Here is a 15,593-nt window from a genome sequence, read left to right as displayed (position 1 = left end):
GGCGCCGACATGTGGATCATGGGTCTGGCCTTCTCCGGCTTCGGCACCATCCTCGGCGCGGTCAACTTCATCACCACGATCATCTGCATGCGCGCTCCGGGCATGACCATGTTCCGCATGCCGATCTTCGTGTGGAACGTGCTGCTGACCGCCGTCCTGGTCCTGCTCGCCTTCCCGGTCCTGGCGGCCGCGCTGTTCGCCCTGGAGGCGGACCGCAAGTTCGGCGCCCATGTCTTCGACGCCGCCAACGGCGGGCCACTACTGTGGCAGCACCTCTTCTGGTTCTTCGGACACCCAGAGGTGTACATCATCGCCCTGCCGTTCTTCGGCATCATCAGCGAAGTCATCCCGGTGTTCTCCCGCAAGCCGATGTTCGGCTACATGGGTCTGGTCGCCGCGACCGTCGCGATCGCCGGTCTGTCCGTGACGGTGTGGGCGCACCACATGTACGTCACCGGCGGTGTCCTGCTGCCGTTCTTCTCCTTCATGACCTTCCTGATCGCGGTACCGACCGGTGTGAAGTTCTTCAACTGGATCGGCACCATGTGGAAGGGCTCGCTGTCCTTCGAGACGCCGATGCTCTGGGCGGTCGGCTTCCTGATCACCTTCACGTTCGGTGGTCTGACCGGTGTCATCCTGGCCTCGCCGCCGATGGACTTCCACGTCTCCGACTCGTACTTCGTGGTGGCCCACTTCCACTACGTGGTCTTCGGTACGGTCGTCTTCGCCATGTTCTCCGGCTTCCACTTCTGGTGGCCGAAGATGACCGGCAAGATGCTCGACGAGCGCCTCGGCAAGATCACCTTCTGGACGCTGTTCGTCGGCTTCCACGGCACCTTCCTGGTCCAGCACTGGCTGGGTGCCGAGGGGATGCCGCGCCGCTACGCCGACTACCTGGCGGCCGACGGCTTCACCGCGCTGAACACGATCTCGACGATCAGCTCGTTCCTGCTCGGCCTGTCGATCCTGCCGTTCCTCTACAACGTCTGGAAGACGGCCAAGTACGGCAAGCCGGTGAACGTGGACGACCCGTGGGGCTACGGCCGTTCCCTGGAGTGGGCGACGTCCTGCCCGCCGCCGCGGCACAACTTCGTCACCCTGCCGCGGATCCGCAGCGAATCCCCGGCGTTCGACCTGCACCACCCTGAGATCGCCGCACTCGAGCAGCTCGAGTACGCCGGTCACGGCACCGCCATCGCGGGCAGCAAGGAGGCCGGCAAGTGAAGATCCAGGGTCGGATGTTCATCTGGCTGAGCGTCTTCATCCTGATCATGGCCATCGTGTATGGCGTGTGGTCGAAGGAGCCGGCCGGTACCACCGCGCTCTTCCTGGCCTTCGGCCTGAGCGTCATGATCGGCTTCTACCTGGGCTTCACCGCCCGGCGGGTCGACGCGGGCGCCCAGGACGACAAGGAGGCCGATGTCGCGGACGACGCGGGCGAGCTGGGCTTCTTCAGCCCGCACAGCTGGCAGCCGCTCATGCTGGGTTTCGGCGGTGCGATCGCCTTCCTCAGCATCGCGGTCGGCTGGTGGCTGATCTACTTCTCCGCCCCGTTCATCGTGATCGGTCTGTTCGGCTGGGTGTTCGAGTACTACCACGGTGAGAACCGCACCCAGTAGCACACGAGAGCGCACGCCGGAAGCCCGGACACTCCATCAGGAGGGTCCGGGCTTCCGGCGTCTGCCGTAGTGTCGATGACTCGTACGGATTACCTGCCGCGCCAGTGAGGTCGACGTCTCATAGCGTGATCATATGAACCACACTCCGCGGACCCGCACCGTCGTCAGCTGCGCCCTGCTGGTGACCGTCCTCGGCGCGGGCTTCGCCGCCTGCGGTTCGGACGGCAACCCCCTGTCGGCCAAGCCGTACGACGCGGCGGACCTGATCTCCTTCAACGGCCCCGCCGACGCGGGCAAGCGGGCCGACCCCGACAAGCCCCTCGAGGTCACCGTGGACGACGAGGGGCGCATCACCGACGTCACCGCCCAGGACTCCACAGGGCGGTATGTGACGGGCGAACTCACCGCCGACGGCAGCCGCTGGCACAGCACCTCCCCGCTGGCCGCCAACGCCCACTACACGGTCACGGTGAGTACCGAGGACGACGACGGCGCGCCGGGCCGCAAGGTCTACACGTTCGACACCAGCAAGCCCAGCGGCAAGAAGCGTCTGAACGTCACCTTCGGGCCGGACGCGGGCCAGTACGGCGTGGGACAGCCCATCACCGCCCAACTCGACCAGGAGGTCAGGGACAAGGCACAGCGGGCCGTCGTGGAACGTGCCCTCAGGGTGGACTCCACGCCGGCCGTGCCGGGCTCCTGGTACTGGGTGAGCAACAAGGAGCTCCACTACCGCCCCAAGGAGTTCTGGCCCACCCACGCCACCATCCAGGTGCACAGCAACCTGGACGGCGTCCGGATCAGCGACCGGCTGTGGGGCGGCAGGTCCAAGCCGCTGAGGATCACCACGGGGGAGAGGATCGAGGCCGTCACGGACGCCTCGGCGCACCAGCTGACGTTCTTCGAGAACGGCAAGGTGATCAACCAGGTGCCCGTCACCACCGGCAAGGCCGGCTACGAGACCCGCAACGGCGTCAAGGTCGTCCTGGAAAAGCAGTACTTCGTACGGATGCGCGGGGTCACCGTCGGCATCGCCGAGGGCAGTTCCGACTCGTACGACCTGCCGGTCTACTACGCCACCCGGGTCACCTGGTCGGGCGAGTACGTCCACGCCGCACCCTGGTCCGTGGGCTCACAGGGCTACGCGAACGTCAGCCACGGCTGCACGGGCATGAGCACCGGCAACGCCGAGTGGTTCTTCGACCACATCCACGAGGGCGACATCATCAGGGTCGTCAACTCCAACGGCGACCCGATGGAACCCTTCGGCAACGGCTTCGGCGACTGGAACGTCGACTGGAAGAAGTGGCTCACCGGCAGCGCCCTGACCAACGGCACCCCCGACGGCCCGACCCCGGCGGACGCGGTACGCCTGCGGCCGACGGCGGTGTGAGGAGCGCCCGGAAGGGGTGCGGGGCCGTGTCCGGCATGCGGCTGGCGCCGCGCGGGCGCGGCGGGCCACGACGGACCGGGCCCCGCACCCCGCGCCCCGGGCTCCTAGGCGCCCACCAGCCTCTTCTGCCGGAGCAGGGCAGCCAGCGCCGAGGCGAACTCCACCGGATCCACCGGAAGGGTCACCGCGGCGTCGGCACGGCTCCACGTGGCCAGCCACGCGTCCTGCGGCCGCCCCATCAGCAACAGCACCGGCGGGCAGTTGAAGACCTCGTCCTTGATCTGCCGGCACACCCCCATGCCCCCCATCGGCACGGCCTCACCGTCCAGCACGCACACGTCGATGCCCCCGTGGCCCAGCTCGCGCAGCACCGCCTCGGGCGTCGCGCACTCCAGGAACTCGACCAGGGGGACGTCAGGAGCGGGCCTGCGGCCGGCGGCCAGCCGTACCTGCTCGCGGGTGTTGGAGTCGTCGCTGTAGACCAGCACCGTGGCGGTCGGCTGCATTGTTCCTCCGGGACGTCAGCGTCGTACGGACGGGACGGACAAGGCCGTTCGGGCGGAGCTTACTCCCGTCGAAGTCCCCATGAACACCACGTCAACACCGGTTCGGCGGGGGGCAACACTCCGAACGGCACCCCCCGGAGTGAGGGCGGGATAAGCGACCGACATAATGTCGGTCGTGGCGACAGCAACGACAGTAGAAACCGGGCACGCGCACCCGTCGGTCAACCGGCCGAACCTCACCAGCGTCGGAACCATCATCTGGCTGAGTTCCGAGCTGATGTTCTTCGCGGCCCTCTTCGCGATGTACTTCACCCTCCGGTCGGTGACCGGACCGGACCACTGGAAGGAGATGGCGCACGCGCTGAACGTGCCCTTCTCCGCGACGAACACCACGATCCTGGTGCTCTCCTCCCTCACCTGCCAGCTCGGCGTGTTCGCGGCCGAGCGCGGCGATGTGAAGAAGCTCCGTGGCTGGTTCATCCTCACCTTCATCATGGGTGCGATCTTCATCGGCGGTCAGATCTACGAGTACACGGAGCTGGTGAAGAAGGACGGCATCTCGCTGTCCTCCGACCCGTACGGCTCGGTGTTCTACCTGACCACCGGCTTCCACGGCCTGCACGTGACGGGCGGCCTCATCGCCTTCCTGCTGGTCCTCGGCCGCACGTACATGGCCAAGAGGTTCACCCACGAGCAGGCGACCGCCGCCATCGTCGTGTCCTACTACTGGCACTTCGTCGATGTGGTCTGGATCGGCCTCTTCGCCACGATCTACCTGATCAAGTAGCGGGACCGGCTCCCGCACATCCAGAAGCACCGACGCAGAAGATCCTGACACCGGGGTAATCCGTGAAAAAGCTCTCCGTACGACGACGCCATCCGCTGGCGGCGGTCGTCGTCCTACTCCTCGCGCTGGCGGCCACTGGGGGGCTGTACGCCGCGTTCGCGCCCGCGGGCAAGGCGCAGGCCGATGATTCCGCCCAGTCCCTGACCATCAAGGAGGGCAAGAAGCTCTACGAGGTCGGCTGCGCCAGCTGCCACGGCACCGGTGGCCAGGGTTCCTCCGACGGGCCCAGCCTGGTCGGCGTGGGTGCCGCGGCCGTGGACTTCCAGGTCGGCACCGGCCGTATGCCCGCGGCCACCTCGCAGGGCGCCCAGGTCCCGCGCAAGAAGGTCGTCTACAACCAGACGCAGATCGACCAGCTCGCCGCGTACGTCGCCTCGCTGGGCGCCGGCCCCAACGTGCCGACCAAGGAGCAGTACGGCCCGGCCGGCGCGGACATCGCCAGGGGCGGCGAGCTGTTCCGCACCAACTGCGCGCAGTGCCACAACTTCACCGGCAAGGGCGGTGCCCTGACCAAGGGCAAGTACGCGCCGAGCCTGGAGGGTGTCGCGCCCAAGCACATCTACGAGGCCATGCAGACGGGCCCGCAGAACATGCCGTCCTTCCCCGACACCACGATGTCGGAGAAGAACAAGAAGGACATCATCGCGTACCTGAACGCGGTCAACGGCAGCCAGACGGAGAACCCGGGCGGTCTGGAGCTGGGCGGCCTCGGGCCGGTCAGTGAGGGTCTGTTCGCCTGGATCTTCGGCCTCGGCGCGCTGATCGCGGTCGCCGTCTGGGTCGCCGCTCGGACCGCAAAGGCCAAGAAGTCATGAGTAGCCAAGACATTCCAGAAGAGAACCTGCCCGCTGAGCAGGGCCACGCGCACGGCGCGGTAGGGATCGCGGACGAGGAGAACCCGTTCGCGGACCCGGGGCTGCCGCCTCACGAGCACCGGATCCAGGACATCGACGAGCGGGCCGCCAGGCGGTCCGAGCGCATGGTCGCCCTGCTGTTCACGGTGTCGATGCTGGCCACCATCGGCTTCATCGCCGCGTACTTCGCGATCCCGCACGACAAGGCGATCTTCGTCTTCCCGATCGGGCACATCAACGCGCTGAACTTCGCGCTGGGTCTGACCCTCGGCGCGGCGCTGTTCTGCATCGGCGCGGGCGCGGTCCACTGGGCCCGCACCCTGATGTCCGACGTGGAGGTCGCCGACGAGCGGCACCCGATCGAGGCCTCGCCCGAGGTCCGCGCGAAGGTCCACGCGGACTTCCGCGAGGGTGCCAAGGAGTCGGCGATCGGCCGCCGCAAGCTGATCCGCAACACCATGTTCGGCGCGATGGCCCTGGTGCCGCTCTCCGGCGTCATGCTGCTCGGCGGCCTGGGCCCGAAGCCCGGGACCATGCTCCGGCACACGCTGTGGGCCAAGGGCAAGCGCCTGATCAACATGAACACCAACCAGCCGCTGCGTCCCGAGGACGTCGCCGTCGGCTCCCTCACCTTCGCCATGCCCGACGGCCTGGTGGATACCGATGAGGACTTCCAGAACGAGATCGCCAAGGCGGCCCTGATGATCGTCCGGCTGCAGCCGGGCAACATCAAGGACAAGCAAGAGCTCGACTGGTCGCACGAGGGCATCGTCGCCTTCTCCAAGATCTGCACCCACGTCGGCTGCCCGATCTCGCTGTACGAGCAGCAGACGCACCACGTGCTGTGCCCGTGCCACCAGTCCACCTTCGACCTCTCCGACGGCGCCCGAGTGATCTTCGGCCCCGCCGGCCACGCCCTGCCGCAGCTGCGCATCGGCGTGGACAGTGAGGGTTACCTCCAGGCGCTCGGCGACTTCGAGGAGCCCGTCGGTCCTGCATTCTGGGAGCGCGGATGAGTACTGCAGCGAACGAAACGCCCCGCTCTCGCGGGAAGGCACCGGCCGGCGAGCGGATCGCCGACTGGGCCGACGGCCGGCTCGGGATCTACTCCCTGGCCAAGGCCAACATGCGCAAGATCTTCCCCGACCACTGGTCGTTCATGTTGGGCGAAGTGTGCTTGTACAGCTTCATCATCATCATCCTGACGGGTGTCTATCTGACGCTGTTCTTCCACCCGTCGATGAACGAGGTGGAGTACCACGGCAGCTATGTCCCGCTCCAGGGGCAGCTGATGTCCGAGGCGTTCAACTCGACCCTGCACATCTCCTTCGACGTGCGCGGTGGTCTGCTCGTCCGGCAGATCCACCACTGGGCCGCGCTGATCTTCCTCGCCGGCATGTTCGTGCACATGATGCGCGTGTTCTTCACCGGCGCGTTCCGCAAGCCGCGTGAGATCAACTGGCTGTTCGGCTTCCTGCTGTTCGTCCTCGGCATGTTCACCGGCTTCACCGGTTACTCGCTCCCCGACGACCTGCTCTCCGGCACCGGTGTCCGCTTCACCGAGGGCGCGATCCTGTCGATGCCGATCGTCGGCACGTACATCTCGATGTTCCTCTTCGGCGGCGAGTTCCCCGGTCACGACTTCGTCGCCCGGTTCTACTCGATCCACATCCTGCTGCTGCCGGGCATCATGCTCGGCCTGATGGTGGCGCACCTGATCCTGGTCTTCTACCACAAGCACACGCAGTTCGCGGGTCCCGGAAAGAGCGAGAAGAACGTCGTCGGCATGCCGCTGCTGCCGGTCTACATGGCCAAGGCCGGAGGCTTCTTCTTCCTGGTCTTCGGTGTCATCGCGGCCATCGCGGCGGTCGCCCAGATCAACCCGATCTGGGCCATGGGCCCCTACCGTCCGGACCAGGTGTCCACCGGCGCCCAGCCCGACTGGTACATGGGCTTCGCCGAGGGTCTGGTCCGCTACATGCCGGGCTGGGAGATCAACCTCTGGGGTCACACGCTCGTCCTGGGTGTGTTCATCCCGCTGGTCCTCTTCGGTCTCGTCCTGGCGGCGATCGCGGTCTACCCGTTCATCGAGTCCTGGGTCACCGGCGACAAGAGCGAGCACCACATCCTGGACCGCCCGCGCAACGCCCCGACCCGTACCGCGTTCGGTGTCGCCTGGGTGACGGTCTACATGATCGGCCTGGTCGGCGGTGGCAACGACCTGTGGGCCACCCACTTCCACCTGTCGATCAACGCCGTCACCTGGTTCGTCCGGATCGGCTTCTTCGTCGGACCGGTCGTCGCGTTCATCGTCACCAAGCGGATCTGCCTCGGCCTGCAGCGCCGCGACCGCGACAAGGTGCTGCACGGCCGCGAGACCGGCATCATCAAGCGCCTGCCGCACGGTGAGTTCATCGAGGTGCACGAGCCGCTCAGCCAGGAGCAGCTGCACACCCTCACGGCCCACCACCAGTACGAGCCGGCCGAGATCGGCCCGACGGTCGACGAGAACGGTGTCGAGCGCAAGGTCAAGGCCTCGGAGAAGCTCCGGGTGAAGCTGTCCAACGCCTACTACGGCGACGACAACCAGATCCCGAAGCCGACCGTCGAGGAGTACAAGGAGATCACGAGCGGCCACGGCCACCACTGATCCCCGCGTCGCCACGCCACACCGAGGGGCCCCGTCCGGGTTGCGGACGGGGCCCTTCGCCGTGCCCGCGGCTGGATAGGGTGGGAACACACTGTTCTTACGACACCAGGAGCGGCTGATGAGCGCTGTGACCCCCGCTGGAGGCGACACCGCGGCGGGCCGTTCCTGGCCCGCGGTACTGAACGCCCTGCTGGAGGGCCGCGACCAGAGCGCGGACGCCACGGCATGGGCCATGGACCGGATCATGCGCGGAGAGGCGACGGACGCGCAGATCGCGGGCTTCGCCGTGGCGCTGCGTGCCAAGGGCGAGACGGTCGAGGAGATCAGCGGGCTCGTGCGCGCGATGTACGAGCACGCGAACGTGATCGAGGTGCCGGGACCGGCCGTCGACATCGTCGGCACGGGCGGTGACGGTGCCAAGACGGTGAACATCTCCACGATGTCGTCGATCGTCGTCGCCGGCACCGGGGCGAAGGTCGTCAAGCACGGCAACCGGGCCGCGTCCTCGGCGTCGGGTGCCTCGGACGTGCTGGAGAAGCTGGGCGTCAATCTGAACCTCCCGCTGGAACGGGTCCCGCAGGTCGCCGAAGAGGCCGGCATCACCTTCTGCTTCGCGGTGAAGTTCCACCCGGCGCTGCGCCATGTGGCCGCGGCACGCGGCCAGTTGGGCATCCGCACGACCTTCAACGTGCTCGGCCCGCTGACCAACCCCGCGAAGGTGCGGTCCCAGGCCGTCGGCGTGGCGGACCCCCGGATGGCGCCCATCGTGGCCGGTGTCCTCGCCGAGCGCGGCAACTCCTCCCTGGTCTTCCGCGGCGACGACGGTCTGGACGAGCTGACCACGACCGCCACCTCACGGGTGTGGGTGGTCCGGGACGGCAAGGTCGCCGAGGAGTCCTTCGACCCGAGGGACGTCGGCCTCGGCCTCGTCCCCGTGGAGGCCCTGCGCGGCGCGGACGCGTCGTACAACGCGGAGGTCGCTCGCCGGCTGCTCGACGGTGAGACGGGGGCCGTGCGGGACGCGGTGCTGCTGAACTCGGCGGCGGCGCTCGTCGCGCTGCGGCCGACGGACGCGCCGCTGGCCGAGCAGCTGCGGGCCGGGATGGACCGGGCGGCGGAGTCGATCGACTCCGGTGCGGCGAAGCGGACACTGGATCGCTGGGTGGCGGCCAGCAACGCCTGAGACACGCAGGGTGCGGTCCCGCGATGCGGACACGGGTTGCGGGACCGCGATCACTTCACGTACGTTCCTGAGCAGGTCATGAGTGACAGTCATGAGGCCCCGGCCGACTGTCCGGCAACCCTCCGTCCGTGGCGGGGTGCCCCGGGTGAGGACCAGGCCGTAGGCAGCGAGGTCTACGGCAAGCGCGGACCCCTCGCACGCTTGGAGAAGTGTGGGGCCAGGGGTCCTGGTCGTCCGAGGGAGTCTTCCGTGAGCAAGCGAATGCGATAGGGCCGCCGAGCCCCGCCTCCGCACACCCTTTTTCTCTTCTTCGTACGCCCCGGGGCGTACGTTCCTCACGGGAGTTCCCCATGTCCGTCTTCACCGCTGCCGCCGACCAGTCCGTTTGTGCGCCTCTGCCCGTTCTGGGCAGGGATGTCACCGTCCCGCTCGTCACCGGTGGCGAGGTCACCTACGCGGCCCTCGACTACGCGGCCAGCGCCCCCGCCCTCCAGCGCGTCTGGGACGACGTGGCGGCCTACGCCCCCTACTACGGCAGCGTCCACCGGGGCGCCGGCTACCTCTCCCAGCTCTCCACCGACCTGTTCGAGAACGCCCGCAGGACGGTCTCGGAGTTCCTGGACTGCCGGACCGACGACCAGCTGATCTTCACCCGGTCCACCACCGACTCCCTGAACCTGCTGGCCCGTGCCCTCCCCGCCGACTGCCAGGTCTTCGTCTTCGAGACCGAGCACCACGCCTCCCTGCTGCCCTGGCAGGACGCGAAGGTCACCTGCCTCGACGCCCCGCGCACCCCGCGGCAGGCCGTCGAGACCCTGGAGCGCGCCCTCGCCGACCGCACCGTGTCCGTTGAAGGGGGCTACGGCCCGGCCCTGGTCTGTGTCACCGGCGCCTCCAACGTCACCGGTGAGCTGTGGCCGGTCCGCGAACTGGCGGCGGCGGCGCACGCGCACGGCGCCCGCATCGTCCTGGACGCCGCCCAACTGGCCCCGCACCACCCCGTGTCCGTCCGCGACCTGGACGTCGACTGGATCGCCTTCTCGGGTCACAAGCTGTACGCCCCCTTCGGCTCCGGTGTCCTGGCCGGCCGCGCCGACTGGCTGCGTGCGGCAGAGCCGTACCTCGCGGGCGGCGGTGCCAGCCGCAAGGTGACCCGGCGTCAGGACGGCGGTGTGGACGTGGAGTGGCACGAGAGCGCCGCGCGGCATGAAGCGGGGTCGCCCAACGTGATCGGCGCCTACTCCATCGCATCGGCCTGCAAGGCGCTCACCGAGGCCGGCTGGGACACCCTGGTCGCCCGCGAACAGCACCTGATCGCCCGGGTCCGCGCGGGCCTCGCCGAGATCCCGCAGGTGAAGGTGTTGTCCCTCTTCGGCGACGACGCCCCGCGCGTCGGCGTCATCTCCTTCGTCGTCGAGGGCTGGAACAGCTCCCACTTCGCCGCGGCGCTCTCCGCCGAGTACGGCATCGGCGTCCGCGACGGCCTCTTCTGCGCCCACCCCCTGGTGCGCACCCTCCTCGGCGGCGACCCCCAGACCCAGGGCGAATGCGGCGCCCCCGAGGCCGCCCCGGGCGAGAAGTCCCTCAACGCCATCCGTGTCAGCTTCGGCGCGGGCACCCCCGACGAACACGTCGAGCGCTTCGTCACCGCGGTCAGGGAACTGGTGACCGAGGGCGCGAAGTGGACGTACCGGACAGAGGACGGCCGCTGCGTCCCGGCGGTCTGAGCCGGAGCGCGGCCTGATCGGTAGGTGACCCCGCCGCGCGGGCCGGCGCCGGCGGTCAGTGGCGGCCCGTCCGCGCGGGCACCCGCTGCTGAGTGGCCGGTGCGGCGGAGATGTCCGCGGCGGCCGGTCTCCGCACCCGCCCCGGCCGGCGCGACTGCGACCGGCCGGGAGGACGGAGAGGGCCGGCGGCGGCACGCCGATGCCGCAGGAGGAGCGCGCGTTCCCCGCCGTCGGCGGAGCCGGCTCGTCCGCCGCCCTGCGCCGCCGGCGCGACGGCACGCCGTCGGCGGCCTCGGCGTCCCGGACGGCCTCTGCCGCGCGCTGCCCGGGACGGGCCGTCGCCCACGCCGGCACCTCCGACGACGTCCCGCACCCCGGCGCGGGACCGTCCTGCCCGGCGGCGAGGCGCTCGTTTCCTCCGGCGGCGCGGACGCGGGCGGACCGCGCGGGCGGGGCGCCGATGGCAGCACTCGGTGGACCGCCACCCGCGTACCGGGCGTACCCGGGGGATCCGACAACGCGGCAGTTGTGCGTGCCAGACCCTGCGACGCCGGGATGATCCAAACGACAGGGCCTAGTTGTCCAGGCCGATCGAGAACGCGGCCTCCAGGTCGTGCTGGGAGTACGTGCGGAACGCGACGTGCGTGTCGGTGGCCTCCACGCCGGGGATCTTGCTGATCCGGCCGGGGATGACCTCGGCCAGGTCCTCGTGCCGGCCGACCCGGACCATGGCGATCAGGTCGTAGGTGCCGGTGACCGAGAAGACCTCGCTGACGCTCTCCAGCGCGGCGATCTGTTCCGCGATCTCGGGGATCCGGTCCACGCTGGTCTTGATGAGGACGATCGCGGTGATCACGGCTGGTTCTCTCCCTCGGGTGCCGGAGCTGGGGCGGACCTCACTCTAGCTGTACGGCCGTAGCGCACCCATGCGTAGCCGAAGCCCAGACCGAAGCCGACCAGGTGGGCCAGATACGCCACCCCGGGGCCGTTGGAGGCCTGCCGTGCCGCCGCCCACTGCAGCGCCGCCCAGAACGGCAGCACGACCCACGCCGGGAACCGCAGCGGGAGGAAGAACAGGAAGGGGAGAAGACTGGTCACGCGGGCGCGTGGGAACAGGTAGAGGAACGCTCCGAGGACCGCCGAGATCGCCCCGGACGCGCCGACCAGCGACTGCTCGGAGGCGGCGTTGGCGGCCGCGTAGCCCAGCAGGGCCAGGTAGCCGCAGCCGATGTAGAAGAGGGTGAACTCGACCCGGCCCATCCGTTCCTCGGTCATCACGCCGAAGACGAAGAGGAAGAGCATGTTGCCGAGCAGATGCACCCAGCTGCCGTGCACGAACAGGGCCGTGGCCGGAGTGAGGGCCGCACGTGCCGGTCTGCCGAACAGCTCGGCCGGCACCACGCCCCAGCGCCGGAAGTACGCCCGCTGCGCGGCGAGCAGCACGTCCCCGGAGCCGTATCCCGGGGTGAGGCCCGAGGCCGGGCCCAGGGCGAAGAGCAGACAGCACAGGCCGATGAGGGCGTATGTCATGGGTGCCGGTGCGCTCCGGACCGCTCTGAGGGCCCTGCCGGCCGCCGAGCTCCACTCGCTGATCATGAACACAGAGCATGACGTAACGGGACGCAAGCCAACAGACCGCCTCGCCGCCGTGAACGGACGGGCGGCGAGTCCCCGGCAGGCCGTAGGGTTACGGCCACACGCGTCGGCCGGCGGCGCGGGAGCGAGACGAGAAGGAAGCGGACAGCCACGATGACGGTTCCCCTGCCGACCGCGACGACCCGATGGCGCTGCGCCCTGTGCGGCAATCTCACCCGGTTCGACGTGACGCGTTCCTCGAAGGTCGTCGAGTACGTCCACCTCGACCTGGCGGGCGAGCCGACGGTGGAGGAGCGCGAGGTGGTCAGTGAGACCATCGAGTCGGTGCGCTGCCGCTGGTGCAACGCGGTGGACCAGGTGGAACTCGTGGACAGGCCGGGTGCCGGCTCCTGAGCGGAGCGGCCCCGGGGAAGTAACAGACATAGTGGGGTGTGACGGATGGTGGAGACCACAGGCGGGGGGCCGGGCGACGGCACCGCCGAGGTGCTTGACCGTCCGCTGCCCGACGGCGTGCGCCGCCGGGTCGTACAGATCGTCTCGGACGGCTTCGGCGGGCTGACCATGGTGGAACTGCCCGCCCAGCTGCGGCAGTACGCCCGGTTCGCCCCCAATCGCCGGGCGAAGTTCGCCGGGAACGCGATGGCGTCGGCGCTGGAGACCGATCCGCTGTTCCGGCAGCGGATCGGGGAGAAGTTCAGAGAGGCCCAGCCGGAACTGGCCGGCGCTCTGGACTCCGGCTCCCCGCCCCCGGCCGCGGACCCGCTCGACGTGGCGGCCGCGGCCTATGTACTGCGCCCGTCCGGCTGGGTGAAGCTCGTCACCGCGGCGGGCGAGGAGGCCCAGCGCGCCGACGCCGAGCGGGCGGACGAGGAGAGCCGGGCCGAGCTGGAGCGGCTGCGCGCCGAGCTGGACCAGGCCCGCGACCACACCCGCGCCGAGACCGAACGGCTGCGCACGGAGCTGGAGTCGGCGAAGAAGGAAGCCGAATCACTTCACCGCAAGCTGCGCGCCGCCCTCAGTGATGTGAAGCGGGGCGAGGCCGCGCTGCGCAAGGCGCAGGCCGAGATGGACGCCGTGCGCACGGAGGCGCACCGGCAGGTGTCGGCCGCCGAGAGCGAGTCCCGCCGGCTCAAGGCCCGCCTGGGTGAGGCGGAGGCCGCGCTGGAGGCCACCCGCCGCGCGGCCCGCGAGGGCCGCAGTGTGGAGGACATGCGGGTGCGGCTGCTGCTGGACACCCTGCTGGAGGCCACCCAGGGGCTGCGCCGGGAACTCGCCCTGCCTCCGGTGTCCGTGCGGCCGGCCGAGACGGTCGACGCGGTCGAACCGGGACGAATGACCCCGAAGGACATCGCGGCCCGCGCCCTGTCCGAGCACGATCCGGCCATCCTCGACCAGTTGCTCGCGCTGCCGCAGGCGCATCTGGTGGTCGACGGCTACAACGTCACCAAGACCGGCTATCCGCAGATGCCGCTGGAGAAGCAGCGGCTCAGGCTGCTCGGCCAGCTGTCGGCGCTCGCCGCCCAGACCGGCGCCGAGGTGACGTGTGTCTTCGACGGCGCCGAACTGGCCGCCCCGGTGCTGCTCGCGCCGCCGCGCGGGGTCAGGGTGCTGTTCTCGAAGCCGGGGGTGACGGCCGACGAGCTGATCCGGCAGCTCGTGCGCGCGGAGCCGCCGGGCCGTCCGGTCATCGTCGCCTCCACCGACCGGGAGGTGGCCGACGGGGTCGCCAAGGCCGGTGCCCGACCCGTCGCGTCTGCGGTGCTTCTCAAGCGACTGTCCTGAAGGTCCAACGGGCATACACAATGCCCGAATTGGCCGGATCTTCACGCAACGTAGTGTCAACCGCGCATCACCCCATGTGAGTTCTGTGCAAAGAATGCATTGCGTGATGGGATTTTCTGGTGAGAGGATTTGAACTGATCACAACTGGGTCACTAGGGTCTGGGCTCGAACCTCCGAACGGGTGATCACTCACTCACTCACAAGAAGGAGTTCGTCCTCCGTGGCGTCCCACCGTCGACCCAAGCAGCAGAGTCGCGCCCGCGTGACCGTGCTGACCACCGCAGCCGCCGCAGCCGTCGTGCTGAGCGCGAACGCCGCCAACGCCGCGCCGAAGCTCAGCAAGGACCAGGTCAAGGCCAAGGTCGACAAGCTGTACGAGGAGGCCGAGCAGGCCACCGAGAAGTACAACGGGGCGAAGGAGAAGCAGCAGAAGCTGCAGAAGGAAATATCCACGATCCAGGACAATGTCGCCCGGGGTCAGCAGGACCTCAACAAGCTGCGCGACGGCCTGGGCTCGCTGGCCACCTCGCAGTACCGCACGGGCGGCATCGACCCCTCGGTCCAGCTCTTCCTGTCCTCCAACCCGGACGACTTCCTCGACAAGGCCTCCACCCTCGACCAGCTGAGCGCCCAGCAGGTCGACGCGCTGAAGAAGATTCAGGACAAACAGCGCGAACTCGCCCAGGAGCGCGCCGAGGCCACCGAGAAGCTCAAGGACCTCTCCTCCACGCGCACCGAGCTGGAGAACAAGAAGAAGGAAGTCCAGGGCAAGCTCGCCGACGCGCAGAAGCTCCTCAACACCCTGACGGCCAAGGAGAAGGCGGACCTGGCCGCCCAGCAGCAGCGCGCCGACCGCTCCTCCAGCGCGCGGGTGAACCTGGGTGACACCCCGCCGGCCTCCGGCCGTGCCGGGGCGGCCTTCTCCGCCGCCCAGAGCCAGATCGGCAAGCCCTACGTCTACGGTGCCACCGGCCCGTCCTCCTTCGACTGCTCGGGCCTGACCTCCTGGGCCTACGCCCAGGCCGGCGTCTCCATCCCGCGCACCTCCGAGGCCCAGGCGAACATCGGCCCCCACCTGTCCATGAGCCAGCTCCAGGTCGGCGACCTGGTCTTCTTCTACGGCGACCTGCACCACGTCGGCCTCTACGCCGGCAACGGCCAGGTGCTGCACGCCCCGCACACCGGTGCCGTGGTCCGCTACGAGGCGATGGCCGACATGCCGTTCCAGTTCGGCGTCCGGGTGAACTGAGGCAACCGCGACACCCACACACGGTGACGTCCGAACGGGCGAATCCCACGGACCGAGGCTGACTCCACGCCCCGCCCATGACCTGCGTCAGGGGCGGGGCGGTGCCGTTTTGCGCCGTCGCCGGCTTGGCTCGGCGCCCTTTCCTGCGGCTACTGTCTGCCGCGTTTCCCCGGCGCCGGGGCCTCCC

At 69.2% G+C, this 15,593-nt stretch carries 15 protein-coding genes and 1 riboswitch; of the genes, 12 read left to right on the top strand and 3 right to left on the bottom strand.

What is annotated here, in order from left to right:
* The 3 genes from ACWC94_RS13530 to ACWC94_RS13520 form a co-directional block, all read left to right on the top strand.
* A partial coding sequence (locus ACWC94_RS13530) for a cytochrome c oxidase subunit I (protein WP_450796674.1) occupies window positions 1-1,224 on the top strand: 1,224 nt, incomplete at its 5' end.
* Window positions 1,221-1,619 (top strand): cytochrome c oxidase subunit 4, encoded by a 399-nt coding sequence (locus ACWC94_RS13525; protein ID WP_031166647.1) that lies wholly within the window; start codon window positions 1,221-1,223, stop codon window positions 1,617-1,619. The genes ACWC94_RS13530 and ACWC94_RS13525, both read left to right, overlap by 4 nt.
* 133 nt (window positions 1,620-1,752) lie before the next feature.
* Window positions 1,753-3,012 carry an Ig-like domain-containing protein gene (locus ACWC94_RS13520; protein WP_450796673.1) on the top strand — a complete coding sequence of 420 codons (1,260 nt, stop codon included), beginning with the start codon at window positions 1,753-1,755 and terminating at the stop codon, window positions 3,010-3,012.
* A gap of 104 nt (window positions 3,013-3,116) precedes the next feature.
* On the opposite strand, the gene ACWC94_RS13515 is transcribed toward ACWC94_RS13520, so the two are convergent.
* On the bottom strand, window positions 3,117-3,518 hold the full coding sequence (locus ACWC94_RS13515; RefSeq protein ID WP_450796672.1) for a hypothetical protein: 402 nt from the start codon (window positions 3,516-3,518) through the stop codon (window positions 3,117-3,119).
* A 166-nt stretch (window positions 3,519-3,684) separates the two neighbouring features.
* On the opposite strand from ACWC94_RS13515, the gene ctaE reads away from it, so the two are divergent.
* From ctaE to ACWC94_RS13485, 6 genes are all read left to right on the top strand, one after another.
* Window positions 3,685-4,305, top strand: coding sequence for an aa3-type cytochrome oxidase subunit III (gene ctaE / locus ACWC94_RS13510; RefSeq protein ID WP_030616646.1), 621 nt, complete (start codon window positions 3,685-3,687; stop codon window positions 4,303-4,305).
* 62 nt (window positions 4,306-4,367) lie between these two features.
* Window positions 4,368-5,180, top strand: a complete 813-nt coding sequence (gene qcrC / locus ACWC94_RS13505; protein ID WP_450796671.1) for a cytochrome bc1 complex diheme cytochrome c subunit — start codon at window positions 4,368-4,370, stop codon at window positions 5,178-5,180.
* Window positions 5,177-6,235, top strand: a complete 1,059-nt coding sequence (gene qcrA, locus ACWC94_RS13500) for a cytochrome bc1 complex Rieske iron-sulfur subunit (RefSeq protein WP_450796670.1) — start codon at window positions 5,177-5,179, stop codon at window positions 6,233-6,235. The genes qcrC and qcrA overlap by 4 nt, the downstream gene beginning before the upstream one ends.
* Window positions 6,232-7,869: a cytochrome bc1 complex cytochrome b subunit gene (gene qcrB, locus ACWC94_RS13495; RefSeq protein ID WP_450796669.1), complete on the top strand. Its 1,638-nt coding sequence runs from the start codon at window positions 6,232-6,234 to the stop codon at window positions 7,867-7,869. The genes qcrA and qcrB overlap by 4 nt, the downstream gene beginning before the upstream one ends.
* Before the next feature lie 118 nt (window positions 7,870-7,987).
* Window positions 7,988-9,052: an anthranilate phosphoribosyltransferase gene (trpD, locus tag ACWC94_RS13490; protein ID WP_450796668.1), complete on the top strand. Its 1,065-nt coding sequence runs from the start codon at window positions 7,988-7,990 to the stop codon at window positions 9,050-9,052.
* A 74-nt stretch (window positions 9,053-9,126) separates the two neighbouring features.
* Window positions 9,127-9,243: riboswitch (SAM riboswitch) on the top strand.
* Window positions 9,244-9,402: 159 nt separating this feature from the next.
* Window positions 9,403-10,779 carry an aminotransferase class V-fold PLP-dependent enzyme gene (locus tag ACWC94_RS13485; protein WP_450796667.1) on the top strand — a complete coding sequence of 459 codons (1,377 nt, stop codon included), beginning with the start codon at window positions 9,403-9,405 and terminating at the stop codon, window positions 10,777-10,779.
* A 574-nt stretch (window positions 10,780-11,353) separates the two neighbouring features.
* On the opposite strand, the gene ACWC94_RS13480 is transcribed toward ACWC94_RS13485, so the two are convergent.
* Together ACWC94_RS13480 and ACWC94_RS13475 are read right to left on the bottom strand one after the other, a co-directional pair.
* Window positions 11,354-11,635 carry an Lrp/AsnC family transcriptional regulator gene (locus ACWC94_RS13480; protein ID WP_450796666.1) on the bottom strand — a complete coding sequence of 94 codons (282 nt, stop codon included), beginning with the start codon at window positions 11,633-11,635 and terminating at the stop codon, window positions 11,354-11,356.
* Window positions 11,632-12,375, bottom strand: a complete 744-nt coding sequence (locus tag ACWC94_RS13475) for a rhomboid family intramembrane serine protease (protein WP_450796665.1) — start codon at window positions 12,373-12,375, stop codon at window positions 11,632-11,634. Before ACWC94_RS13475 ends, ACWC94_RS13480 begins: the two co-directional genes overlap by 4 nt.
* A gap of 153 nt (window positions 12,376-12,528) precedes the next feature.
* Between ACWC94_RS13475 and ACWC94_RS13470 the strand changes: the two genes are divergently transcribed.
* The 3 genes from ACWC94_RS13470 (at window position 12,529) to ACWC94_RS13460 (ending at window position 15,406) form a co-directional block, all read left to right on the top strand.
* A complete protein-coding gene (locus ACWC94_RS13470; protein WP_029382693.1) occupies window positions 12,529-12,768 on the top strand; it encodes a hypothetical protein in 240 nt (79 codons plus the stop codon).
* A gap of 45 nt (window positions 12,769-12,813) precedes the next feature.
* Window positions 12,814-14,157, top strand: coding sequence for an NYN domain-containing protein (locus tag ACWC94_RS13465; protein ID WP_450796664.1), 1,344 nt, complete (start codon window positions 12,814-12,816; stop codon window positions 14,155-14,157).
* A gap of 220 nt (window positions 14,158-14,377) precedes the next feature.
* Window positions 14,378-15,406 (top strand): NlpC/P60 family protein, encoded by a 1,029-nt coding sequence (locus tag ACWC94_RS13460; RefSeq protein WP_450796663.1) that lies wholly within the window; start codon window positions 14,378-14,380, stop codon window positions 15,404-15,406.
* The last annotated feature ends 187 nt before the right edge of the window (window positions 15,407-15,593 follow it).

This window comes from Streptomyces sp. NPDC001135 (assembly GCF_053598395.1).
This window is presented reverse-complemented; position numbering and strand designations above follow the sequence as displayed.

What these genes read in the sequence shown, in the direction of transcription:
- ACWC94_RS13520 (WP_450796673.1), top strand. Translation starts at nt 1,753, where the DNA reads ATGAACCACACTCCGCGGACCCGCACCGTCGTCAGCTGCGCCCTGCTG.
- ACWC94_RS13515 (WP_450796672.1), bottom strand. Translation starts at nt 3,518, where the DNA reads ATGCAGCCGACCGCCACGGTGCTGGTCTACAGCGACGACTCCAACACC.
- ctaE (WP_030616646.1), top strand. Translation starts at nt 3,685, where the DNA reads ATGTCGGTCGTGGCGACAGCAACGACAGTAGAAACCGGGCACGCGCAC.
- qcrA (WP_450796670.1), top strand. Translation starts at nt 5,177, where the DNA reads ATGAGTAGCCAAGACATTCCAGAAGAGAACCTGCCCGCTGAGCAGGGC.
- qcrB (WP_450796669.1), top strand. Translation starts at nt 6,232, where the DNA reads ATGAGTACTGCAGCGAACGAAACGCCCCGCTCTCGCGGGAAGGCACCG.
- trpD (WP_450796668.1), top strand. Translation starts at nt 7,988, where the DNA reads ATGAGCGCTGTGACCCCCGCTGGAGGCGACACCGCGGCGGGCCGTTCC.
- ACWC94_RS13485 (WP_450796667.1), top strand. Translation starts at nt 9,403, where the DNA reads ATGTCCGTCTTCACCGCTGCCGCCGACCAGTCCGTTTGTGCGCCTCTG.
- ACWC94_RS13475 (WP_450796665.1), bottom strand. Translation starts at nt 12,375, where the DNA reads ATGATCAGCGAGTGGAGCTCGGCGGCCGGCAGGGCCCTCAGAGCGGTC.
- ACWC94_RS13470 (WP_029382693.1), top strand. Translation starts at nt 12,529, where the DNA reads ATGACGGTTCCCCTGCCGACCGCGACGACCCGATGGCGCTGCGCCCTG.
- ACWC94_RS13465 (WP_450796664.1), top strand. Translation starts at nt 12,814, where the DNA reads ATGGTGGAGACCACAGGCGGGGGGCCGGGCGACGGCACCGCCGAGGTG.